This is a genomic window from Actinoplanes sp. NPDC089786, assembly GCF_040684855.1.
GTDB lineage: Bacteria > Actinomycetota > Actinomycetes > Mycobacteriales > Micromonosporaceae > Actinoplanes.
In genome coordinates this window covers 2018890-2041282 of sequence record NZ_JBFBGU010000001.1, presented here as the reverse complement: position 1 = coordinate 2041282, position 22393 = coordinate 2018890, and the positions used below count along the sequence as shown (strand labels likewise).

The 22393-nt window shown below is 71.8% G+C and carries 18 protein-coding genes and 1 pseudogene; 9 read left to right on the top strand and 10 right to left on the bottom strand.

What is annotated here, in order from left to right; translation table 11 throughout:
- Nucleotides 1-76 precede the first annotated feature (76 nt).
- The 4 genes from AB0O15_RS09760 to AB0O15_RS09745 all read right to left on the bottom strand — a co-directional run bounded on the left by AB0O15_RS09760 (nucleotide 77) and on the right by AB0O15_RS09745 (nucleotide 6975).
- Nucleotides 77-739, bottom strand: coding sequence for an HAD hydrolase-like protein (locus tag AB0O15_RS09760; protein ID WP_364316369.1), 663 nt, complete (start codon nucleotides 737-739; stop codon nucleotides 77-79).
- 140 nt (nucleotides 740-879) lie between these two features.
- Nucleotides 880-5067, bottom strand: a complete 4188-nt coding sequence (locus tag AB0O15_RS09755) for a GH92 family glycosyl hydrolase (RefSeq protein WP_364316366.1) — start codon at nucleotides 5065-5067, stop codon at nucleotides 880-882.
- A 124-nt stretch (nucleotides 5068-5191) separates the two neighbouring features.
- Nucleotides 5192-5851 (bottom strand): response regulator transcription factor, encoded by a 660-nt coding sequence (locus tag AB0O15_RS09750; RefSeq protein WP_364316363.1) that lies wholly within the window; start codon nucleotides 5849-5851, stop codon nucleotides 5192-5194.
- The gene (locus AB0O15_RS09745) at nucleotides 5848-6975 is read right to left on the bottom strand and encodes a histidine kinase (RefSeq protein ID WP_364316361.1); all 1128 of its coding nucleotides are present in this window, start codon (nucleotides 6973-6975) and stop codon (nucleotides 5848-5850) included. Before AB0O15_RS09745 ends, AB0O15_RS09750 begins: the two co-directional genes overlap by 4 nt.
- A 160-nt stretch (nucleotides 6976-7135) precedes the next feature.
- Between AB0O15_RS09745 and AB0O15_RS09740 the strand changes: the two genes are divergently transcribed.
- Nucleotides 7136-7633: a hypothetical protein gene (locus AB0O15_RS09740; protein WP_364317157.1), complete on the top strand. Its 498-nt coding sequence runs from the start codon at nucleotides 7136-7138 to the stop codon at nucleotides 7631-7633.
- A gap of 95 nt (nucleotides 7634-7728) precedes the next feature.
- Here the strand turns inward: AB0O15_RS09740 and AB0O15_RS09735 are convergent, their stop codons facing one another.
- Entirely contained in the window at nucleotides 7729-8466 is a 738-nt protein-coding gene (locus AB0O15_RS09735) for a HEAT repeat domain-containing protein (RefSeq protein WP_364316358.1), read from the bottom strand.
- Between the two features lie 105 nt (nucleotides 8467-8571).
- On the opposite strand from AB0O15_RS09735, the gene AB0O15_RS09730 reads away from it, so the two are divergent.
- Together AB0O15_RS09730 and AB0O15_RS09725 are read left to right on the top strand one after the other, a co-directional pair.
- Nucleotides 8572-9294 (top strand): histidine phosphatase family protein, encoded by a 723-nt coding sequence (locus AB0O15_RS09730; protein WP_364316355.1) that lies wholly within the window; start codon nucleotides 8572-8574, stop codon nucleotides 9292-9294.
- Nucleotides 9278-10132 carry an NAD(P)H-hydrate dehydratase gene (locus AB0O15_RS09725; protein ID WP_364316352.1) on the top strand — a complete coding sequence of 285 codons (855 nt, stop codon included), beginning with the start codon at nucleotides 9278-9280 and terminating at the stop codon, nucleotides 10130-10132. The genes AB0O15_RS09730 and AB0O15_RS09725 overlap by 17 nt, the downstream gene beginning before the upstream one ends.
- A gap of 5 nt (nucleotides 10133-10137) precedes the next feature.
- On the opposite strand, the gene AB0O15_RS09720 is transcribed toward AB0O15_RS09725, so the two are convergent.
- From AB0O15_RS09720 to AB0O15_RS09710, 3 genes are all read right to left on the bottom strand, one after another.
- A complete protein-coding gene (locus tag AB0O15_RS09720) occupies nucleotides 10138-10629 on the bottom strand; it encodes an anthrone oxygenase family protein (RefSeq protein ID WP_364316349.1) in 492 nt (163 codons plus the stop codon).
- 85 nt (nucleotides 10630-10714) lie between these two features.
- Nucleotides 10715-11659 carry a hypothetical protein gene (locus tag AB0O15_RS09715; RefSeq protein WP_364316347.1) on the bottom strand — a complete coding sequence of 315 codons (945 nt, stop codon included), beginning with the start codon at nucleotides 11657-11659 and terminating at the stop codon, nucleotides 10715-10717.
- Nucleotides 11656-11961 carry a helix-turn-helix transcriptional regulator gene (locus AB0O15_RS09710; protein WP_364316344.1) on the bottom strand — a complete coding sequence of 102 codons (306 nt, stop codon included), beginning with the start codon at nucleotides 11959-11961 and terminating at the stop codon, nucleotides 11656-11658. The genes AB0O15_RS09715 and AB0O15_RS09710 overlap by 4 nt, the downstream gene beginning before the upstream one ends.
- Nucleotides 11962-12018: 57 nt before the next feature.
- On the opposite strand from AB0O15_RS09710, the gene AB0O15_RS09705 reads away from it, so the two are divergent.
- On the top strand, nucleotides 12019-12432 hold the full coding sequence (locus AB0O15_RS09705; RefSeq protein WP_364316341.1) for a PPOX class F420-dependent oxidoreductase: 414 nt from the start codon (nucleotides 12019-12021) through the stop codon (nucleotides 12430-12432).
- A gap of 25 nt (nucleotides 12433-12457) precedes the next feature.
- On the opposite strand, the gene AB0O15_RS09700 is transcribed toward AB0O15_RS09705, so the two are convergent.
- Nucleotides 12458-13249, bottom strand: coding sequence for an NEW3 domain-containing protein (locus AB0O15_RS09700; protein ID WP_364317156.1), 792 nt, complete (start codon nucleotides 13247-13249; stop codon nucleotides 12458-12460).
- 165 nt (nucleotides 13250-13414) lie between these two features.
- Nucleotides 13415-15658: pseudogene (locus AB0O15_RS09695) on the bottom strand (GH92 family glycosyl hydrolase); the annotation flags it as partial.
- 191 nt (nucleotides 15659-15849) lie between these two features.
- On the opposite strand from AB0O15_RS09695, the gene AB0O15_RS09690 reads away from it, so the two are divergent.
- The 5 genes from AB0O15_RS09690 (at nucleotide 15850) to AB0O15_RS09670 (ending at nucleotide 22333) form a co-directional block, all read left to right on the top strand.
- Entirely contained in the window at nucleotides 15850-18615 is a 2766-nt protein-coding gene (locus tag AB0O15_RS09690) for an EAL domain-containing protein (protein ID WP_364316339.1), read from the top strand.
- A gap of 28 nt (nucleotides 18616-18643) precedes the next feature.
- On the top strand, nucleotides 18644-19834 hold the full coding sequence (locus AB0O15_RS09685; protein ID WP_364316336.1) for a type III PLP-dependent enzyme: 1191 nt from the start codon (nucleotides 18644-18646) through the stop codon (nucleotides 19832-19834).
- Nucleotides 19824-21107 (top strand): hypothetical protein, encoded by a 1284-nt coding sequence (locus AB0O15_RS09680; RefSeq protein ID WP_364316334.1) that lies wholly within the window; start codon nucleotides 19824-19826, stop codon nucleotides 21105-21107. The genes AB0O15_RS09685 and AB0O15_RS09680 overlap by 11 nt, the downstream gene beginning before the upstream one ends.
- An 11-nt stretch (nucleotides 21108-21118) precedes the next feature.
- Nucleotides 21119-21325, top strand: a complete 207-nt coding sequence (locus AB0O15_RS09675) for a hypothetical protein (RefSeq protein WP_364316332.1) — start codon at nucleotides 21119-21121, stop codon at nucleotides 21323-21325.
- A 105-nt stretch (nucleotides 21326-21430) separates the two neighbouring features.
- The gene (locus tag AB0O15_RS09670) at nucleotides 21431-22333 is read left to right on the top strand and encodes a DUF559 domain-containing protein (protein WP_364316330.1); all 903 of its coding nucleotides are present in this window, start codon (nucleotides 21431-21433) and stop codon (nucleotides 22331-22333) included.
- The last annotated feature ends 60 nt before the right edge of the window (nucleotides 22334-22393 follow it).

Below are 22393 nucleotides of genomic sequence, written 5' to 3'. Positions count from 1 at the left end.
ATGGACGACCGTCTATTGGAGACCGCGTCTCCCATAGCGCAGGGTAGTACTTCGCTCACGGAATCGGCTAGGGCGATCACCCTCGTCCGGCGGGGATCATTTGAGGGATCGCCGGAATGAGGTCGGCGGGATGGGCGCATACGGTCAGCGCGCCCGCCTCGATCAATTCAGCCGGCGCGGCGTATCCCCAGCCCGCGCCGATGCAGCCCAGACCGTGCGCCCGGGCGCCCTCGACGTCGAAGTGCCGGTCGCCGATCATGACCCCGGCCCTGCTGCCCAAGCGGGTCAGCGCCTCGGCGATCACCGCCGCCTTGGTGGGGCGCTCCGCGCGGGGAGTGTCGCCGCAGACGTAGGTGATCAAATCGCCCCAGCCCTGCTTCTCGACGATCAACTCGGCCGCGGCCTCCTGCTTGCTGGTGGCCACGGCGAGCGTCAGACCGCGGTCGGCGAGGCGGCGCAGCACCGGGCCGATTCCGTCGTACGGGGTACTCAGCAGCCAGCCGGTGTCGGCGTAGATCCGCCGGTAGGCGAGCACGATCGCCTCGGTCGCGGCCTCGCCCACCAGCGGCGGCAGGCTAACGTAGAGCGGCGGCCCGAGCAGGTCACGGCCGAGACCCTGCTCAGGGACGGGCAGCCCCACCTCGGCGAACGCCGCGCGGAGGGATCCGAGGATGCCCGCTTCGGAATCCACCAGCGTGCCGTCGAGGTCGAGCAGGACGGAGTCGAGAGGCGCCTTCATCGGGTCATGGTCTCGCACCACTCACGCCCGGCGGGCGCGGCACGGCCTGGACGGGCCGCTCAGGTCGCGGAGTGGGGACGGAACGCGGGTGTGCCCGTACCCATGAAAAGCGGTACGGGCACACCCGATGTCGAACTACCTCAGAGCTTGGCGCACTGGCCCTGTCTGCTGCCGCTGACCCGGTTGGGCAGGCCGTTGTCGACCGGCGCCGGGTCGTTGCCGGAGCAGGTCAGCGTGCCGGTGATGCGGTTGGCGGCGATCACCGTGGCGGTGTTGTTGCGGCGGATGGTGACGGTGCCGCGGACGACTGAGTTCTCCACGCTGACCGGGCCCGAGTCGACCGCCTTGAGGGTGCCGGTGATCGTGCTGTTCAGGACGGAGAGGGTGCCCGCGCCGGCGGCGGTCACGTCGCCCTTGATCGTGGCGCCGTTGGTGTAGAGCGAGGCGCCGTCCTTGACCGTGATCGTGCCGTTGACGGTGGCGCCGGCCGTGAGGCAGGTGACGCCGGAACGGACGGTGAAGCCGCCGACGACCCGGTCACCGATCGTGGTGGTGCAGGCGGGCTTCGGCTTGCCGAGGAGTTCGACCTCGGCCAGCGCCGGAGTGCCGGCGGTCACCTCGAGGCGGTAGTAGGCGTACCGGCCGGGGCTGGCGATCTTGAACGGGCGGGTCTGCAGGCGCCAGTCGAAAGTCTGGCCGCTGCGCTCGTCCAGGGTCGTCCAGGTGGTTCCGTCGTACGAGCCCCGCAGCTTCCACGCCGCCGGGTCGCCCGCCGTGTTGCCGGACGTGAGCGTGTAGAAGGTGGCCTGCTCGCCGCCCGAGGCGAACTGGTACTGGAACGCGTTCCCGGCCAGGGTGGCCCGGGTGGCCGTGGTGTCGTCGACCAGGGCGGCCTCGGACGCGGTGCCCTTGCCCGGACCGGTCAGGTCACGCAGCGGATCGGCCACCGCGTCACCGGTGGTGATCGACGGCGGGGGCGATGACGCGCCCCACGACGACGGTTGCGAACCCATCTCGAAGTCCAGCGTCGCGCCGTCGGCGAGCAGGTCGTGAGGCAACGAGGTGGACGAATACTCAGAACCGTTCACCTTCAGCGACTGCACGTACACATTCGTCGCGGAATTCGAAGGCGCGTTGACGACGATCTTCTTGCCGTTCTCCAGGTTGACCGTGGCCTTGGTGAACAGCGGCGAGCCGATCGCGTACTGCGGGCTGCCCATCTGGAGCGGGTAGAAGCCCAGCGCGCCGAACACCTGCCAGGCGCTCATCTCGCCGTTGTCCTCGTCGCCGGGGTAGCCCTGGCCGATCTCGCTGCCCAGGTAGAGCCGGGACAGCGCCTCGCGGACCAGCTTCTGCGCCTTGTACGGCTGACCGGCGTAGTCGTACATGTAGATGATGTGGTGCGACGGCTGGTTGCTGTGGCCGTACTGGCCCATCCGCACGTCCCGCGCCTCGAGCATCTCGTGGATGACCGAGTTGTACGAGCCGCGCTTGGTGGCCGTCTCCGGCGTCGCGAAGAACGTGTCCAGCTTCTTCGCCAGCCCGGCCTTACCGCCGTACAGGTTGGCCAGGCCCTGCCCGTCCTGCGGCACGTGGAAGGCCATGTTCCAGCCGTCCGTCTCGGTGTAGTCGTAGCCCCACACCTCGGGGTCGTACTGCTGCGGGCCCTGCCGCCAGCCACCGGCCGAGTTCTTGCCCTGGAAGAAGCCGACCGAGGGGTCGAACATGTTGACGTAGTTCAGCGCCCGGTTGCGGAAGTACTCCGCCTCCTCGTCGTGGCCCAGCGACGCCGCCATGTTGGCGATGCCGAAGTCGTTGATGTAACCATCCATCGCCCACGACATGGCCTCGCCGGTGGAGTCGCTCGGCGTGTAGCCCTTGAAGATCGAGGTGGCCATCCCCTTGCGCCCGACGTTGTTGTTGGGCGGGGTGACGGTCGCGTTCTTGAGCGCCGCCTCGTACGCCGCCTTCTGGTCGAACTTGATGCCCTTGAGCGACGCGTCGGCGAACGCGACGTCCGAGCTGGTGCCCACCATCAGGTCGGCGTAGCCCGGGGCCGACCAGCGGGAGATCCAACCGCCGTCCTTGTACTGCTGGACGAAGCCGTCGACCATCTCACCGGCCTCGGACGGGGTGAACAGCGAGTAGGCCGGCCAGGTGGTGCGGTAGGTGTCCCAGAAGCCGTTGTTGACGAACACCTTGCCGTCCTTGACCGGGGCCCCGGTCTCGGTCGGCGTGCTGGGCGGGGTGGTGGTCGACGACTGCACCGCGTGCTTCCACACCGGAGCGCCGGCCGTGCCGGTGTTCTCGTGCGCCGAGTTCGGGAAGAGGAACAGCCGGTACAGGTTCGAGTAGAGCGTGGTGAGCTGGTCCGGCGACGCGCCCTCGACCTCGATGATGTGCATCTTCTGGTCCCACAGGGCGCGGGCCGCGGCGCTGACCGAGTCGACCGTGGCGTCGGCCGCCAGCTCCAGGTTCAGGTTCTTCTTGGCCTGGTCGACGCTGAGCAGCGAGGTGGCGACGCGCATGGACACGGTCTTGTCGATGGTGGTGTCGAACTTCAGGTAGCCGGTGGACGGCCGGTTGCCGCTGGGCAGCAGCCCGCTCGCGGTGACCGGGGCGTCGACGGTGCCGTAGACGAACATCCGGGTGACGCCGGCCGAGCCGTCGCCGCTGTTCACGTCGGACCAGCCGGAGAAGGTCCGGTTGGCGGCGTCGATGGTCAGGCCGGCGTCGCCGTCCACGTTGTCCAGGATCAGGTTCGAGCTGTTCCCGGTGAACGTGAAGTCGAAGATCGCGGCGTGGTCGGTCGGCGCGAACTCGGTCTTCATCCCGTTGTCGAAGGTGACGCCGTAGCCGTACGGCTTGGCCACCTCGTTCTCGTGCCCGAAGGCCAGCGCCCGCGCGGCCCGGTTCGCGTCCGGGGTGCCCGACGCCGCCGACGGCATCACCTGGAAGGTCTGCCGGTCACCCATCCACGGGCTGGGCTCGTGGCTGAGCGAGAACGCCTCGATGTTCGGCCGGTTGTTGGCGTCGTTGTCCCGGTGGTACTCGTACAGCCACCGGGTCGTGCCGGCGTCGGTCACCGGCGTCCAGAAGTTGAAGCCGTGCGGCACCGCGGTGGCCGGGTAGTTGTTGCCCCGCGAGAAGTCGCCGGACGCGTTGGTGCCGCGGCGGGTGTCGACGTAGTCGGACAGGTGATCTTTCGAAGCCGCCGGCGTGACGGGAGCGACCGAAATGTCGTCGAACCAGGCCTTGAACTGCGCGGTCCCGGCCGGCTTGTCGTAGCCGATCAGGATCCGGTCGACGGTCTTGCCCTCGGCGACCTGACCGATGCGGCTGTTGACGAGGTTCCACTGCTGCGTGTACAGCGTCTTCGACTCACCCTGCGCGGCCGGGCTGACCTTGACGCCGTGCTGGTCGACGGCGTTCAGCTGGGACAGGTAGGTGCCGTCGGTGAAGGCCAGGTCGACCGCGGTCCACGTGGCCGGGTTGCTCAGGTCGTCCTTGGTGTTCTCGGGGAAGACCAGGTAGGACAGTTCCGTGTCGGCGGTGACGGCCAGATCGACGTCGAAGACCTTGTTGTACGAGTACGCGCGCCCGGCCGCGGTGTGCCGCCCGGCGATCTGGAACGCCCGCAGCCCCGAGAAGCCCACGCCCGCCTTGGCGGTCGGCGAGCTGGTCGGGCCGGCGCCGATGTGGCTGACCATGAACGGCTCTGGCTCCGAGGTGGTGCCGTCGTTCAGCTCCCAGTCGGCGAGCTGGGTCAGGTTGCCGGACGGGTGGCCGGTGATGTTCAGCCGGTAGATCGAGAAGGAGCCCGGGGTCGCGATCTCGTACGTGTTGGTCACGTGCCGGTCGGCGAAGGTCTGCCCGGTCCGGGCGTCCACCGTGGTCCAGTCGGCGCCGTTGTTCGAGCCGAGGAGCTGCCAGTCCCGCGGGTCACGCTCGGGGGCGTCGTTGGCCGACGTCAGCGTGTACCGGATCGCCCGGGCCGGCGCGTCCAGCGCGTACTGGGCCCAGCTGGTCGGCGTGTCCACCAGCCATTTGGTCTCGGAATCGCCGTCGTTGAGGTTGTTCGCACCCTCGCTGGAGTTCGGCTGGGCGTTCGCGGTGATCGCGATGACACTGTCGCGCAGGCTGCCGGGCGGGCCGGAGCGGACCGGGCCGGAGACGCCGCTCGCCCGCGGGCCGTCCGCGCCGGTGTCCACCGTGTCCGACCAGGTCGGCTGCGGGTCGCCGGCCTCGAACGAGGACGCGAAGGGCGGGTCGGCGGCGTGCGCCGGGCTGCCGGTGGCCAGCGAGGCCAGCAGCGCTAAGGACGCCATGGCGGCGACCCGTCGAGCCGGTTGCATGCGGACTCCAAGAGGATGGTGGGGGCGGGCAATTAACACACCCGACACATCCTGACCGTCACCGACATCGATGCACAAGACCCTGATGACATCGATGTCAGCCGGGTGCCACCAGCCCGTCCTCATAGGCCAGGATGACCAGCTGCACCCGGTCCCGTACGCCCAGCTTGGCGATCGCCCGGGTGATGTGCGTCTTCGCGGTCAGCGGGCTGATCACCAGCTCGGCCGCGATCTGCTCGTTGGACAGCCCGGTCGCGACCAGCCGGACCACCTCCACCTCGCGGGCGGTGAGGGCGGCGAGCCGCTTGCCCGCCGGCCGGGTGGTCTTCCGGAGGCCGATCTGGGACACCACCCGGCGGGTCACCGACGGCGAGAGCAGCGCCTCCCCCGCCGCCACCACCCGCACCGCGTGCCGCAGCCCCTCCGGGTCGACCTCCTTGGTCAGGAAGCCGCTGGCCCCGGCCTCCAGCGCCGCGAACACGTACTCGTCGGTCTCGAACGTGGTCAGGATGATCACCCGGCAGTCCCGCAGGCCGGGGTCGGCGACGATCCGCCGGGTGGCCTCGATGCCGTCCAGCCCCGGCATCCGGATGTCCATCAGCACCACGTCCGGCTTCGTCGCCTTCGTCGTCCGGACCGCCTCGTCGCCGGTCGACGCCTCGGCCACCACGGTGATCTCCCGGTCTCGCTTGAGCAGGCTGCGGAAGCCGGCGCGGACCAGCTGCTGATCGTCGGCGAGCAGGACGGTGATGGTCATGCGACCGGGCTCACCGGGATCGTCGCGCGTACCGCGAAGCCGCCGTCACCATCGCCGGCGAAGAAGACGCCGCCCAGCGCGGCCACCCGCTCGCGCATCCCCGGAATGCCGTGCCCGCTGGTGAAAGCCGAGCCGCCGCGCCCGTCGTCAACCACTTCCACCTGCACCTCCGTCGGTCGATAGTGCAGACTCACCGCGACCTTGGTCGCGCCCGCATGCCGCATCGTGTTGGTCAACGCCTCCTGCACCACCCGGTAGATCGCCGTCGCCACCGGCGCCGACACGTCCCGCCGGTCGCCATCCTCGGTCACCGACACCGCCAGACCCGCGTCGCGCACCTGATCGGCGAGTCGTTCCAGCCCGCTCAGCTCACCGGCCGGCTGGTCGGTCCGCGCGCCGTCGCGCAGCACCTCGACCAGCGCGCGCAGGTCCAGCATGGCCCGGTTGCGAACATCCTGCGCCAGCCGCAACGCATCACGGGCCTCGGCCCGGTCGTCGTCGAACGCGTCGATCGCCACGTTCAGGTGCACGCCCACCACGGCCAGCGTGTGCGAGACGACGTCGTGCAGGTCGCGGGCGATCTCCACCCGCTCCTCGGCCCGGCGCCGGCGAGCCGCCTGCTCCCGCTCGTGCTCGTCGGCGGCCATCCGGGCGGTCAGCTCGGCCCGCCAGCGCAGGTTGTTGCGGTACGCGGTGGTCGCCGCCAGCACCGCGACCAGGTACAGGGCCTCCGCCCCGACGTGGGTGACCGCCCAGCTCTGGCCGTGGTCGAGATCGACGAACGCGTCCCACTGCACGCCGTACAGCAGGGTCGCCCCCGCCGTGATGATCGCCGGGCGCAACCGCCCCGCGAGGACCAGCGCCACGAACGCCGCCGTGGCCGGCCAGGCCCAGCCCGCGCCGAGCAGATCGGACCCGCGCATCGCGACCACGAAGGCGACCGACACGATCGTGATCACCAGCGGCCACCGCCGCGCGAACAGAGCCAGGACGGCAAGCCAGGCGGCCAGCGTCAGGGTCATCGTGTTGTCGATCGTCGCGCCGGTCAGGGCCACCCCCACCGGCACCCCGATGAGCGTCAGCGCCGCCGCCGTCAGGTCGAGTCTTGTGATGCGTTTTCTCATGCCGCCGACGCTAGGGATCCACCGGCGCCCCGCGCGTCGTCCGCCTGCGGTCACCTGCCGATCCTCCATCCGGAGCAGTAACTGCACCGATCGCAGTACGAATAGTTAAGGTGGCGTAGTGACCGCTGCCGATCTTCTCGCCACCTCGGGCCGCTTCCCCATGCGCCCCGGGCTGACCGAGCCGGAGCTGACCGCCGCCGAGGACGAGTTCGGTTTCACCTTCGCCGACGATCATCGCGCATTCCTGGCCGCCGGGCTGCCCTTCGGCCGCGGCTGGCCGGACTGGCGCGACGGCGACCGCGCCGCCCTCCGCGACCGGCTGGCCCTGCCGGTCGAGGGCGTCCTGTTCGACGTGTCCCAGAACGACTTCTGGTACGACGGCTGGGGCCCGCGCCCCGCCGCCGAGGACGCCGCGCTCAACGCCGCCCGCGCCGGCCTGTTCACCGCCCCGCGGATGATTCCCGTCTACGCCCACCGCTACCTCCCGGCCGGCCGAGGCACCAGCGGCCACCCGGTCCTGTCCATCTACCAGACCGACGTCATCTGCTACGGCAACAACCTCGAAGACTTCCTCCACCGCGAGTTCGGCATCGGCCCCGGCGCCGGCGGCGAACCGGCCCGCCCGACGGTCACCTTCTGGAGCCGGCTCGTCCTCTGAACCCTTTTCCGGTACGGGCACACCAGAGCCCCCGTCCCCGCTCCGCGGGCCAGGCGGCCCGTCACGCTGGTTGCCGCGACCGCCGGGCGTGCGACTCACCTCCGGCTCAACTCCCGTGCCGCCGTCTCGCGGACCCGCGCATCGGGATCACCGGCCAGCCGCTCCAGGACGGTTGTCACGTCGTCCGGGGCGAGATGCCGCACCACCACGGCCACCCGCATCCGGACGTCCGCCTCAGGATCACCGGCCAGGTCCGCGACCAGTCCCGCCCAGCGAGCCGACCCGTCAGCCGCCGTGGCCAGCCCGCTGAGCGTGGCCGCCCGCACCTCCGGATCCTCGTGCCGGGCCAGCTCCGTGACCTGCGAGCCGGCCTTGGCCAGGGCCTTCGCCACCTGCACCCGCGCCCGCGAGTCGGTCGCCGAGGCCAGCTCGGCGAGGAGCGCGTCGATGGCGGCCGGTCCGCCGATCGTGCCGAGCGAGTCACGCGCCCGGTCGCGCACCTGGCTGTCGTCATCACGGAGCAGGCGCAGCAGGGCGGGAATCGCCTCCGCCCCACCGAGCCGTCCGAGCGCATAGGCGGCGAGAGCCCGAACCCGGGCCACCGGATCGGTCGCGGTGGAAGCGACCGCACCGACCGCGTCCGCACGGCCGGACCCACCGAGCCGAGTGATCGCTGCGCGGCGTACCCCCTCATCCACATCGCGCACCGCAACCGTCAGAACCTCGAGGAACCGGCTACCGGAGATCTCCTCGACCGCGCCGAGCCGCACCGCCGGGTCGGGATGACGGGTGGCCGTCGTCGTCGTGGTCGAGCTCGTCCTCGAGATTCGCATGCCGGATCACCGCGTCGAACACCGCGTCGTTGTCGGTCACCCCGCGATTATTCCGCCCAGGGTGGGTAAACCGGGTACCGGGAGTCGTGACGGAAGGGGCGTTCCTTGGCGGTCGAGCGGCTGGAGTGGCTGGCGGTGGTGCGGCATGGGCAGAGCACCGGCAACGTCATCGCCGAGCAGGCGGAACGGGACGGGCTCGAGGCGATCGACATTCCGGAGCGGGACGCCGACGTGCCGTTGTCGGAGCACGGGCTCGAGCAGGCCGAGGCGGTCGGGCGATGGCTGGCCGAGCGGCCGCTGGACGTGGCGATCGTGTCGCCGTACCTGCGGGCGCGGCAGACCGCCGCGACGGCCCTGCACGGGTCGGGCGTACCCGTCGTCGTGGACGAACGACTCCGGGACCGTGAGCTGGGCGTCCTCGACCTGCTGACCGGGGCCGGGGTGCGGGCTCGGCTACCGGACGAGGCGGCCCGGCGAACGCGGCTGGGCAAGTTCTACTACCGGCCGCCGGGCGGTGAGTCCTGGGCCGACGTGCTGCTGCGGCTGCGGGCCCTGCTGCGCGAGGTGCGGGAGGACCACCCGGACGGCCGGGTGGTGCTGTTCGCCCACGAGGCGACCGTGTTGCTGGTCCGCTATCTGGCCGAGGAGCTGAGCGAGGCCGACCTGATGGCCGTGGCACACGGGACGGCCGTGGCGAACTGCTCGGTCAGCAGCTGGCGCCGCGCCGGCGACCGGTTGCGACCGGAGGTCTTCAACCACGTCGAGCACCTGCACCGGGCAGGCGCCGCACCGACACGCCAGGAGAACGTCAATGCCGAACCGGCCTGAGGAAGAGGTCATCACCCCCGGCCTGCTGCGGGGGTGGCCACTCCCCGACCCGCAGGGCGGCAAGAAGTCCCGGGGCACCGTCCTGGTGGTCGGCGGCTCCCGCTTCACGCCCGGCGCGGTGCTGCTGGCCGGTGTGGCCGCGCTGCGGGCCGGCGCCGGCGTGCTGCAGCTGGCGGTCGACGGCGAGACCGCGGCGGCGCTGAGCATCGCCGTGCCCGAGGCCAAGGTGGTCAGCCTGCCGGCCAAGGACGCCGAGCTGCCCGGCGAGTTGCGTGAGCTGGCCGAGGCGGCCGACGTGCTGGCCATCGGCCCGGGCCTGGACGACATCGACGAGACCACCCGCCTGATGCGCGAGCTGCTGTCCGTCGCCGACAAGGAGGCGTCGATCGTTCTGGACGCGTACGCCCTCGGCGCCCTGAGCAATCAGCCCGACGTGCTCGACGGCCGCGCCCAGCGGGTCGTGCTCACCCCGAACCTCACCGAGGCCGGCCATCTGCTCGGCCGGGAGCCGGGCGACGACCTGGCCACCGCCGCCCGGGCCGTGGCCTCCGAACACCAGGCCGTGGTCTCGTTGCACAGCCACGTGGCCGCCCCCGACGGCCGGAGCTGGCGCGAGGAGAGCGGCGACGCCGGGCTGGGCACCTCGGGCAGCGGCGACGTGCTGGCCGGGGTGATCGCCGGTCTGCTCGGCCGGGGCGCCGAGCCGGAGCAGGCGGCGTGCTGGGGCGCCCACGTGCACGCGGTGAGCGGCCAGCGGCTGATCCCCCGGCACGGCCGCACCGGCTTCCTTGCCCGCGAACTCGTCGACGAGGTGGCCCGAACCATCATGACGATCTGAGCGCCCTAGCCGGCCTGGCCCCGGGCGACCAGGGCCCAGCACAGGGCCCCGAAGGCGACCGTGGTCGCGATCGTGCGCACCAGGTTCCAGGCCAGCCACCGCGCCTCGTCGAAGCGCTCGCGAACAAGAGCCAGGTCGGCGATCCGGTCGGGGTCGCCGGCGGCCTTGAGGGCGTCGTTCATGGGCACGTTGACGGCCATCGTGATCACCACGACGACCAGGTAGAGAACCAGGGCCCCGACGATCCACGGCGAGAGGGTACGGCCGGGGTTGAGGATCGCCGCGGCCACGGTGAGCAGCAGCGCGCCGAGGAAGCTGAGCATGAACCAGGGGTTGATGATGGCCCGGTCGATGGCCTGGAACGCGCCGACGAAGGTGCGGTCGTCGGCGCGCGCCAGGCCCGCCATGACGGTGTGCTGGTAGAGGCCGAAGACGCCGGCGGTCAGGCCGGTCGTCATCGTCGCGGCGATCAGGACGGTCACCCGAAGTGCGGACATGCGACCAGTCAACCGATCCGCACCCGCCGCCGGCCATCGCTGAGACGCTGCGCCCCATACGCGAGACGCTCGCCCGGTGGGCGCGTCAGGCTGAACGGAGGGCGGGCGCGGCGGCCCGGGGGCGGGCGAGGATCAGCGCCACGGCGATCGCGGCCAGGCCCAGGACGGTCAGCTGGTAGTAGGTCTGGTTCACGGCCAGATAGCCCTGGAGGCCGACCGCGCGCACCAGGTCGAGGGACGGCCCGAAGCCGGTGACCAGGCCGCCCATGCCGACCGGGTCGACCACGGTCAGGTAGTAGGCCAGCGACCAGGTGAACATCGCCGACGGGGCCAGCAGCGCGATCAGGCCGGTCAGCCCGAGCACGGTCGCGGCGGTCCGGCGGCGGCCGGCGGTGATGCGGTGGGCGGCGTACGCGGCGAGGAGCCAGCCGGCCAGCATGCCGAGCAGGGCCCCGCCGAGGGCCAGCCACCCGTACGAGGCGGGACGGGCGGGCCAGCCGGCGATCTGGAGCATCGAGGTCGGGGCGTCGTAGGCGTGGACGCTCAGCTCGACGCCGCCGGTCGCGGCCCGGAAGTGGCCGGCGGTGACCGGGCCGGTGGTCCAGCCGGCGGCGGCCAGGCGCCGGCGGGTCCGCTCGGCGACGTCGGCGGGCACGGCGCCGGGCGGGAGCGTGTCGGCGACGGTCAGGTAGGTGTCGCCGTCGTTGAGCATCGCCGACGGGCCGACCGCCGGCATGGCCTGGCCGGCCAGGGTTCGGGCGTCGGGCAGGGCGGCGTACCCGAAGGTGCCCGCGAACGACCCGGCCGCCGCGCCCACCGCGCCGCCGATGACCAGGGCCAGCACCGCCGCGAGCACCGCGACCGGACGCGCGGCGGGCAGGCGGAACCGTTCGCGCAGACCGTCGAGCACCACGTGCCACAGGTCGGCCCGGGACGGCGTACCCATCTCCATCAGGGTGGTCATCAGCTCGGTGCCGTGGCGGCGGCGGAAGCGGGCGGGATAGGCGGCGAGGAGCAGCGTCTGGTTCATGCCAGACCCAGGTTCCGCTCGGCGGCGACCGCATGGCGCCGGAGGCGGGCGGCCTGGGTGGTGAGCGCGGCGGCCCCGGTGTCGGTGAGCCGGTAGTAGCGCCGCAGCCGCCCGTCGACGGCTTCCTCGCGGTCGACGACCACGAGTTCCTGCTCGGCGAGCCGGTCGAGGGCGCCGTACAGCGTGCCGGGCCGCAGCTTCACCTCGCCGTCGGAGAGGACGGAGACGGCCTGGACGATGCCGTAGCCGTGCAGCGGTTCGGCCGCGAGCGCGGTGAGGATGAGGAACGTGGATTCATGCACGGCGGAGACAGTACGTCGCGCGAGATATATCGTCAAGCGTACTAATAGGCTGACGGCATGGATCTGTGGGACGTGATCGCGGGGTCGCACGAGGGAACGCTGGCGACGATCAAGAAGGACGGCCGGCCGCAGCTCTCGGACGTCTCGTACCTGGGTGAAGACCACCTCATCCGCATCTCGACCCGCGTTCCGCTGGCCAAGGTGCACAACCTCAAGCGCGACCCGCGGGCCAGCCTGCACACCAAGGCGACCACGGGACACGGCTACGCGGTGGCCGAGGCGACGGCGACGTGGACCGAGCCCGCGAGAAGCATCGACGACGCCACCGTCGAGGAGCTGGTCGAGGTCTATCGCAGGATCCAGGGCGAGCACCCGGACTGGGACGAGTACCGGCGCGTGATGGTCGCGGACGAGCGGATCGTGCTGCGCCTGCACGTGGAGCGCGTCTACGGCTGGGTGCTGGGGGCCTGATGGCCCCCAGCACGACAGGTTCGGCCTACTGAAGGGTCAGCGCGTAGACGTTCAGCCGTGAATCGTCCGGCAGGGTCACCGACCGGATCGACTTGCCGGCGGAGACGGGCACGCGCAGGCCGAAGAGGCTGACCGGCGGCCCGTCCACGCCCTGCCCGGCCTTGATCCGGTGCGGCATGGCCAGGACCGCCGACGTGCCGGCGGTCGGCGAGCCGCACCAGTCGGCCACCGTGATGGTCTGCGTCTCGGATGTCCCGTCCGCGTAGCCGATGGTCAGCGCCCCGCTCACCGGCCCGTTGTGGGTGGTGGCGACGACGTTGAGTGACGAGTACGACCCGGCCGGCAGCACCAGCGACTGACCGGTGGCCGTCACGAAGTTCTTGGCCGTACCCGTCGGGTCGGGAGCCTGATAACCGACGCCGTCCCAGGTGACCGGGCCGGCGGCGGGCAGCAGGGCGGCGTCGAAGCTCCAGCCGCCGGTGTCGAAGTTGCCCTCGTCCGGCGAGGCGACGGTGGCCGTGCCGTCCCGGGTCAGCTCCGGCGTGAGGTCGAGCGCGCAGGCGGTGCCGGCCACGCAGGACAGCGCCGGCCGGATCACGACGTTTCCGGTGAGAGCAACCTCATCGACCTTGACCGAGATGGGGTACGAGCCCTCGGCCACGCCGGTGGGGACCTTCACGGTGACGGTGGCGGTGGCCGAGACCGGCAGATTCGACGAGACCAGGTACGGAAGCTGCTTGGGTTTGACAGTGACCTTCCAACCGGCCGGGCCGGTGGCGGTGACCGTCGGCCGGATCGTGGTCGGGGCCTGCGCCACGATGTCCACCGTGAACGACGTGGTGCCGCCCGAGGGCAGCGCGGCCGTGGCCGGGCGCAGCGACGCGTCGACGTGCCGGCGGGTGTCGAGAGGCGCCTGGTTCACCGACGGCGGCTCGGCGTTCTTGCCGGTTCCCCAGCCCGACGGCGTGGCGCCGAGCGTGTGCTTGATCGTGCCGCCCTTGGCCACGCTGTCCCAGGTCACCCAGTTCTTGGTGAGGGTGGTGTCGTTGAGGTGGACGTGCTGGATGTAGCGGTTGGCGTCGGACGCGCCGGGTGCGGTGATCGACAGCGTGCCCTCGCCGGTGCGCACGGTGGCGCCGGGGAACTGCGGGCTGGAGACGGCCAGGAAGTTGGCGCCGCTCATCGTCGGGTAGAGCCCGAGCGACGAGAAGACGTACCAGGCGCTCATCGTGCCCAGGTCGTCGTTGCCGGTCATGCCGTCGGGGCCGGTGGTGAAGAGCGTCATCGCGGCGCGGACCACGGTCGCGGCCTTCGCCGGGGCGCCGGCCCAGTGGTACATGTAGGGCGCGAGCAGGTCGGGCTCGTTGTTCGGGTTGTACGTGGGCTACTCGTAGTAGTCGTACGGCGCCGCGATCCAGTCGTTGCGGGCGGTGCCGGCGGGGTCGGTGAGCAGCTTGTCGTAGACGAAGAAGTCGTCCAGCCGCTTCTCGGTCTTCTTCCGGCCGCCCATCAGCGCCACCAGCCCGGACGGGTCCTGCGGCGCCAGCCACTGGTACTGGTACGCCCCGCCCTCGTGGAACTGCTCGGCGGCGTGCACCGGGTCGTACGGGGTGAGCCAGGTCCCGTCGACCGTGCGCGGGCGGAACTGCTTGGTGCCCTTGTCCCACAGGTTGCGGTACCACTGGCCGCGCCCGGCGAGCAGCGTCGCGTCCTCGGTCTTGCCGAGCCCGGCGGCCATCAGCGCGAGCGAGGCGTCGGCGGCGGCATATTCGAGGGTCGCCGAGGCCGGGTGCACGCAGTCGTTGTCGCCGCCCTTGTGCACGCAGTCGGTGCCCAGCTTCAGCCCGGACGGGATGTAGCCGCGGTCGGCATAGAACGCCACGCCGGTGCGCCCGTTGTAGGGCGACTCCGCGGGTGGCTGCGAGACCGCGTTGGCGCGAAGCAGCGCGTACGCCTCCTCCTCGTGCCCGGCCAGCAGCCCCTTCGACCAGGCCTCGACCAGGAACGGGGTGACCGGGTCGCCGGTCATGATGTTGGTCTCGCTGTTGGCCAGCGCCCAGCGCGGCAGCCACCCGCCGTCGCGCCCGATGGCCACCACCGACAGCGCCACGTCCCGGGCCACGTCCGGCGCGATCAGCTCCAGCAGCTGGTTCTGCGGCCGGTAGGTGTCCCACAGCGAGAAGTTCTGGTACGGCGTGTAGCCGTCGGCGGTGTGCACCGTGCGGTCGAAGCCGACGTACCGGCCGTCCACGTCGCCGGCCACGTTCGGGTGCAGCAGGGAGTGGTACAGCGCCGTGTAGAAGGCGGCGCGGCGGTCACCCGTACCCCCGTCGATCTTGATCCGGTCGAGCTCGTCCACCCACCGGGCGCGCAGCGCGGCCCGCGCCTGGTCGAAGTCGTAGGACCCCGCGGTCTCGGCGGCCAGGTTCTTCCGCGCGCCCTCCGGGCCGGTGTACGAGAGACCGACCTTGACCACCACATCCCGGTCGGTGGCGGCGTCGAAGGTGACGTACGCCCCGTTTCCGCCCTCGCCGGCCGCATCCCGGCTGCCCGGCGCGATCGTTCCGCCGCGCCAGGAGCCGAACGTGGCGAACGGCCGGTCGAAGCTGGCCGTGAAGTACACCGTGTGGTCGTCCTTGCCGGCGCAGAAGTTGCCGGCGTTGACCCGGCCCTCGACGGTGCGGTCGCCGACCACGTGGATCTCCGAGCCGAACACGTTCTGGTTCGCCTTGCCGGTGTTGAACAGCACGTTGGCCCGGTCGGTGGCCGGGAACGTGTAGCGCTGCCAGCCGGTGCGGGCGGTGGCCGTCAACTCCGCGTCGATGTCGTAGCGGGACAGCCCGACCCGGTAGTAGCCGGGTGACGCCTGCTCGTCGTCGTGGGAGAACGCCGACTTGTACGCATTGTGATCGGAGGACGTCACCGCGCCGGTGGTCGGCATGATCGGCAGCTCGCCGGCCACACCGCAGCCGACGCCGCTGAGGTGGGTCTGGCTGAAGCCGTGGATGGCGTCGGCGGTGTAGTCGTACCCGCCCTGCCCGCCGGTGTCCGGGCTGACCTGGACCATGCCGAACGGCGCGGCCGCGCCGGGGAACGTGTTGCCGAAGTTCTGCGTGCCGACGAACGGGTGGACGAGGTCCACGGGCGCCGGGTCGGCGGCCGCCGCCGGTGACGCGGACGCGAAGGGCAGCAGCAGGACGGCGGTCACCAGCAGGCGGCGGATCATCGACATACCTCCATGACGAGAGCGTGACAACGTTGTCACCAACAAATGACAGATGTCAATGGGCAACCGTTTTGCACCCGGCGGAAGCGTCGTCACCCTCCGGAATCACTCAAGGACGCCGCCCAGGTTCCGATCTCGTCCTGTACGACCGCCGTCCGGCGCGGTCCGGAGCCGCATGGAGACATCCGACGATGGCAGGGACCAGCGCACCCGAGGGACGCCGACGCCTGACGCGCGGCTGGCCCGGGCTGTGTCTCGTGGTCGCGCTGGTCGTGCTGGCCATCGGCGTCGTGCTCAGCACCGGCGTGGGCGGCGAACGCGTCTCGCAGAGCATCTCGAACGTCGGCCTCTGCCTGGGCGCGATCACCGCGGCCCTGGCCTGTCTGCTGCGCGCCCGCTCGTACCGCGGCCGGGCCCGCTGGGGCTGGGCGCTGATCGGCCTCGGCGTGCTCGCCTGGGGCCTCGGCCAGGGCGCGTGGGTCTACCTCGAGTCGTACCGCGGCGACGAGGTGCCGTTCCCGTCCCAGGCCGACATCGGCTACATGGGCATGGTCGTGTTCACCCCGGCCGGGCTGCTCGTCCTGCCCAGCCAGGCCCAGGCGCTGGCCAACCGGGCCCGCAGCGTGCTCGACGGCCTGATGGTGGCCACCTCGCTGGTGCTGATCGCGTGGATCCTGATCATCACGCCGATGCTCAACGCCGGCCACGACAGCATGCTGGCGCTGCCCATCTCGCTGGCCTACCCGCTCGGCGACGTGGTCATCGTGACCATCGTGATCTACATGACGGCGCTGCAGCGGCAGCAGGGCCGCGACTTCGGGCGGCTCGCCCTGGTCGGCGCCGGCGTGGTCGCCTTCGCCATCTCCGACATCGGGTACGCGTACCTGAACCTGATCGGCATCTACCAGTCCGGTGGGGTCACCGACATCGGCTGGTTCGCGGGCTTCTCGCTGATCCTGCTGGCCGCGCGCAAGCCGGCCGACGCCGCCACGGACACCTCGGGGTCGGACGCCGAGGCGGTCGAGGGCGCCCAGATCGGCGTGCTGCTGCCGTACGTCGCCGTGCTGGCCGCCCTGGCCATCACCGTCGTCTGGTTCGCCCGCACCGGCCAGAGCAACGCCTTCGTCGCGTACACCCGCTCCGCCCTGATCCTGCTCATGGTCGGCCGGCAGCTGCTCACCCTGCTGGAGAACCGCAGCCTCACCCGCAACCTGGAGGGCCGGGTGGCCGACCGGACGGCCGAGCTGTCCGCCAGCGAACAGCGCTTCCACGCGCTCGTCCAGCACAGCACGGACGTGGTCACCGTGGTCAGCCCGGAGTCCGAGGTGCTCTACCAGAGCGAGTCGCTCCAGCGGGTGTTCGGCGCCTCGCCGCAGCGGCTCACCGGCCGGCGGCTCACCGACATGCTGACCCCCGCGGCCGCGGCCACGCTGGCCGAGGCGCTGCGCTCGCTCGGCGGCCGCCCGTACGCGACCACCTCCATCGAGCTGACCCTGCACCGCGGCGACGGTGGCTACCGGCAGGCCGAGATCACCATCACCAACCTGCTCGGCGACCCCAGCGTCGGCGGCCTGGTGCTGAACACCCGTGACATCAGCGAGCGCAAGCTGCTCCAGGAGCAGCTCGTGCACGAGGCGTACCACGACGGACTCACCCAGCTGGCCAACCGGGCGCTGTTCCGCGAGCAGGTGTCGGAGGCGCTGGACGCCCGCGCCGAGGGCGAGGACGTGACCGTGCTCTTCCTCGACCTGGACGGGTTCAAGGAGGTCAACGACAGCCTCGGGCACCTGGCCGGCGACCAGTTGCTGGTGCGGGTGGCCGACCGGCTGCGCGCCGCGGTGCGGGCGGACGACATCGTCGCTCGGTTCGGTGGCGACGAGTTCGCCGTGCTGATCGCCGCGCCGCTGGGCGCCCCGGACGCCGAGCAGGTCGCCCAGCGGATCGTGGACAGCCTGCACGACCCGTTCCGGATCGACACCCGGGAGATGCACGTCCAGGCGTCCATCGGCCTGGCCGCCGGCGCGCTGCTCGCCGACGCGCTGCTCAACGGCCAGGGCGAGGCCGGCGCCGACCAGCTCATGCGCAACGCCGACCTGGCCATGTACCGGGCCAAGGAGGCCGGCGGCTCGGGCTGGGCCAGCTACCACCCGCAGATGCTCGCCGGGCTGGTCGAGCGGCTCGAGCTGGAGGCCGACCTGCGGCTGGCGCTGGAGCGCGGCGAGCTGGAGCTCTACTACCAGCCTTCGATCGACCTGGCCGACAACCGGGTGTCCGGGTTCGAGGCGCTGGTCCGCTGGCAGCACCCGACCCGCGGGATGATCTCGCCGCTCGACTTCATCCCGATCGCCGAGGCCACCGGCCTGATCGTGCCGCTCGGCCACTGGGTGCTCACCGAGGCCTGCCGCCAGGCCGTCGCCTGGGGCGTTCGCGAGCAGGACCTGCGGATGGCCGTGAACGTCTCGGTCCGCCAGTTCGACCGGATCGACCTGGCCGCGGTCGTCGCCGAGGTGCTGGCCGAGACCGGCATGCCGGCCGACAAGCTGTGCCTGGAGATGACCGAGAGCGTCCTGATGACCGACACCGAGGAGAACCTCGAGCAGCTGGTCCGGCTCAAGGCGCTCGGGGTCTCGCTGGCCATCGACGACTTCGGCACCGGCTACTCGTCGCTGGCCTACCTGCGGCGCTTCCCGGTGGACACGCTGAAGATCGACCGCTCGTTCGTCGAGCGGATCGGCGCACAGACCGACGACGCCGCGCTGGCCCGGACCATCGTCCAGCTCGGCCAGAGCCTGAACATGTCCACCGTGGCCGAGGGCGTCGAGGAGTACGGCCAGCTCGCCGCGCTCCGCGCCATGGGCTGCCGGTTCGCCCAGGGCTTCTACTTCTCCCCGCCCGTGCCCGCCGCCGTTGCCGGGCGCCTGCTCCACGACGGAAGCGCCACCCCTGCTGCCGTCTGATCCCCCACCCCCTGGAGACGAAACCCCGATGACCTCCGCGCTGCTGACCCCCGCCCGCGTGCCCGCGCAGTGGCCGTCCGCCCTGGCCCCGGACATGCTCGAGGTCATCGACGTGCCCACCCCGTACCTGGTCACCGATCTGGGCACGGTGGCGGCGCGACACGCGCAGCTCGAGCAGGCGATCCCGGGGGTACGCGCGTACTACGCGATGAAGAGCAACCCGGCGCCGGAGATCCTGGCCGAGCTGGCCGCCCGCGGGTCCGGCTTCGAGATCGCCTCGCTGGGCGAGCTACGGATGCTCGAGCGGGCCGGGGTGGACCCGGCCGACGTGCTCTACAGCAACCCGGTCAAGCCGCCGGCGCACGTGGCCGAGGCGCACCGGGCCGGGCTGTGGCGGTTCAGCTTCGACTCGCCCGGCGAGCTCGCGAAGATCGCCGAGCTGGCGCCCGGATCGGCGGTCTACGTGCGGCTGCGGGTGGCCGACGAGGCCAGCGTGTTCCCGCTGTCGCGGAAGTTCGGCACCACCGCGGACGAGGCGTACGACCTGCTCACCCTGGCCGACCGGCTGGGGCTGCGGGCGTACGGGATCACCTTCCACGTCGGCTCGCAGTGCGACAACCCGCTCGCGTGGCGGCAGGCGATCGGCGACGCCGGTCGGCTGATGTCCCGGCTCCGGGCCGACGGCATCACGCTGGAGATGCTGGACCTGGGCGGCGGCTTCCCGGCCCGGTACGTGCACGGCGTGCCGAGCATCGAGACGATCGGCGGCGTGGTCACGTCGGCGCTGGCCGAGCTGCTGCCGTACCGGCCCGCCCTGCTCGCCGCCGAACCCGGCCGGTTCCTGGTCGCCGAATCGTCGGTGCTGGCCACCACGGTCATCGGGCGCGAGCGCCGCGGCGACGAGAACTGGCTGTTCGTCGACGTGAGCGCCTACCACGGGCTGATGGAGACGCTGCAGACCGCGAACGGCTGGGACTACCCGCTGTGGACGTCGGTGCGGCACGCCGCCGAGCTGCCCGGCCGGCGGTTCACCGTGACCGGGCCGAGCTGCGACAGCTCGGACACCGTGTTCACCGGGGTCACGCTGCCGGCCACGATCGACGTCGGCGACATCCTCTACATCGGGTCGGCCGGCGCGTACACGCTGAGCTACGCCTCCGCGTTCAACGGCTTCCCGCCGCCCACCCCGCTGTTCGTCGGCGAGGGTCATGCCCGCTGAGGCCGCCCGGCCCGCTCGCCATCGTCAGGCGACGGCCGGCGGTCTCCGCCGGGCCGGCCGGCTCCGGGAACTGCTCGCCGCCGGCGTCGTCGACTCGTTCGGCATGGCGCTCGGCTGGACCGTGCTGGTGCTGCTCGCCGTCGACCGCGGCGGGCTGGCCGAGGCCGCCCTCTACAACGCCGCGATGCTGGCCGGCGTCGTGCTCTCGGCGCCGATCACCGGCTGGCTGGCCCGCCGCCTGCCCGGCCGCATCCTGCTGCGCTCGACCGCCGGCGCCGAGATCGTGCTGCGCGTCGCCGTGCTGTGGGGCCTGATCGCCGGCGCGCCCACCTGGTCCCTGGCGACCGGCATCCTGATCATGCACATCGTGGCCTGGACCGGCTTCGCCGGCATGCGGGCCGAGGTCAGCGCGGTCGCGCCCGGCCCGAAGGCGATGACCCGGTACGCCTTGGGCATCGCGGCCGTCGAGGCGGCCGGCACCGGGCTCGCCGCCCTGCTCCCGGCCGGCGCGGCCGGCCATCCCACCGGCTGGTGGCTGGCCGCCGTCTTCGTGGTCTACGCGGGCTCCCTGCTCCCGACCATCGCCGGCGCCCGCCGGGCCCGGGTCCGTCCGGACGAGACACCCACGGCCGGCATCCCCGCCCTGGCCCTGAGCGGCCGCCGCGTGGCGACCCACGTCCCGTCCAGCCCGGCCCGCCGCCGGACCGCCGTCTCCCCCAAACTGCTCGCCGCCGGTGGCGGCGTGATGCTGCTCGCCTCCGGACCGACCCTGCTGGCCGTCCCGCTCACCACCGAGCTGCACGGCCGCACCTGGGTGGCCGGCGCCGCCGTGGCGTTCAGCCTGGGCTGCCTGCTGGCCACGGTCGCGGTCGAGGCGATCGGCTCGATGCGCCTGCCCGCGGTGCTGCGCTGGTCGCTGTTCGGGCTGGGCATGCTGGTGGGCTGGATGTTCGCGCCGGCCCACGCCTACGCGGTCCTGTTCGCCCAGTTCGCCGCGGGCCTCAGCCAGACCGCCTTCGAGGGCGACATGGACGCCCGGGTCGCCGCCGAGGCCCCGCTCAAGGGGGTGACGACGGCTCTGGCCTACAGCGCCTCGGTCCGCGCCCTCGGCGGCTCGGTCGCGGTCAAGGCCCTGCCGCTGATGGTCACCGCCCAGTCGGTGGACCGCGCGGTGAGCGCCGCCGCCCTGGTCCTGGGCCTGGCCGCGCTGCTGCTCTACACGGCGACGCTGATCCCTCGCCGCGCCCGGAAATCACAGCCCGCATCCGTGTGACTGCTGAGGCGATGACCGCTCAAGCCTGCGAACACCCCGCCCGGGCCGTGTCGCTGGCCGACCAGGTCTCCGACATCCTGGTCCTGGCCGTGCTGGCTCGGCTGATCAGCGGCCGCGGCGGCCGCCCGCCGGCCTACCGCATCTTCGTCGCGAGCGTGTTCGCGCCAAGGCCGCCGGCCGCAACCGCGTCCGCCACGACGCCCCCCGAGCAGTGGTAGCCCAGCGCGGCATGTGAGCGGGAAATACCGTTCTGGCCTACCACTGATCCTCGGTTGTCCACAGGGGTGCCGACGGACGGCGGCCGGTGACGCCAAGGTTGGCTCATGGGAAGTCGAGCGCACGTCGCGGAACAGCTCCGGACGGCACCGTTCCGAGGCCGGGACGCGGTGGCCAGAGGCCTGGTCACCCGCCACATGTTGGCCGGACCATCGTGGCGCCGGCTGCTGCCGGACACCTATGCCGCGGCTGACGCGACGGTCGACCATCGGCTCTGGTGTTCCGCGGTCGCGCTCACCCTTCACGAGCGGAGCGCGATCGACCGCTACAGCGCCGCCTACCTGTACGGCGTGGACCTGCTTCCGCATGACGCACCGGTCACGGTGACGGTCCCGAAGGCAACTCATCCGTGGCGACATCCACGAGTTCGGGTCTTCCGAACGTTCCTCGACGCCGAGGACATCGTCGAACTCGCCGGGATGCCGGTGACGACACCGGTGCGGACCGCCTTCGACCTCGGCCGCCAGGAACACCTGGCGCCCGCGGTCGCGGCCGTCGACGCTCTCTGCCGCCGGCACCTGGTGACGGTCGCCGAGATTGCCGACTACATCTGCGCCCATCGCGGGCTCCAGAGGGCCCGGACGCTACTGACACGGCTCCCGCTGATCGACCCCCGGGCGGAGTCCCCGATGGAGTCACGTCTCCGCGTGCTGATCGCGACCTCGCGCCTTCCCGCCCCGACCCCGCAGTTCGAGGTGCGCGACGACAGCGGCCGATTCGTCGCCCGGGTGGATCTGGGCTGGCCGAAGTGGCGGGTGGCCGCCGAGTACGACGGCGACCAGCACCGCGAGCAGGCCACCTTCCGCCGCGACGCGGCCCGGCTCAACGCCCTGTGGGAGGCCGGCTGGGAAGTCCTCCGCTTCACGGCCCCGGACCTGACCGACCACCCCGCCGAGACGGTCCGCCAACTGACAACCGCCCTGGCCTACCACCGCCGCCGCCAGTGGTAGCCCAGCACGCCATCCGGACCACAAACACCGCCACGACCTACCACCCCCTCGAGCAGCGGG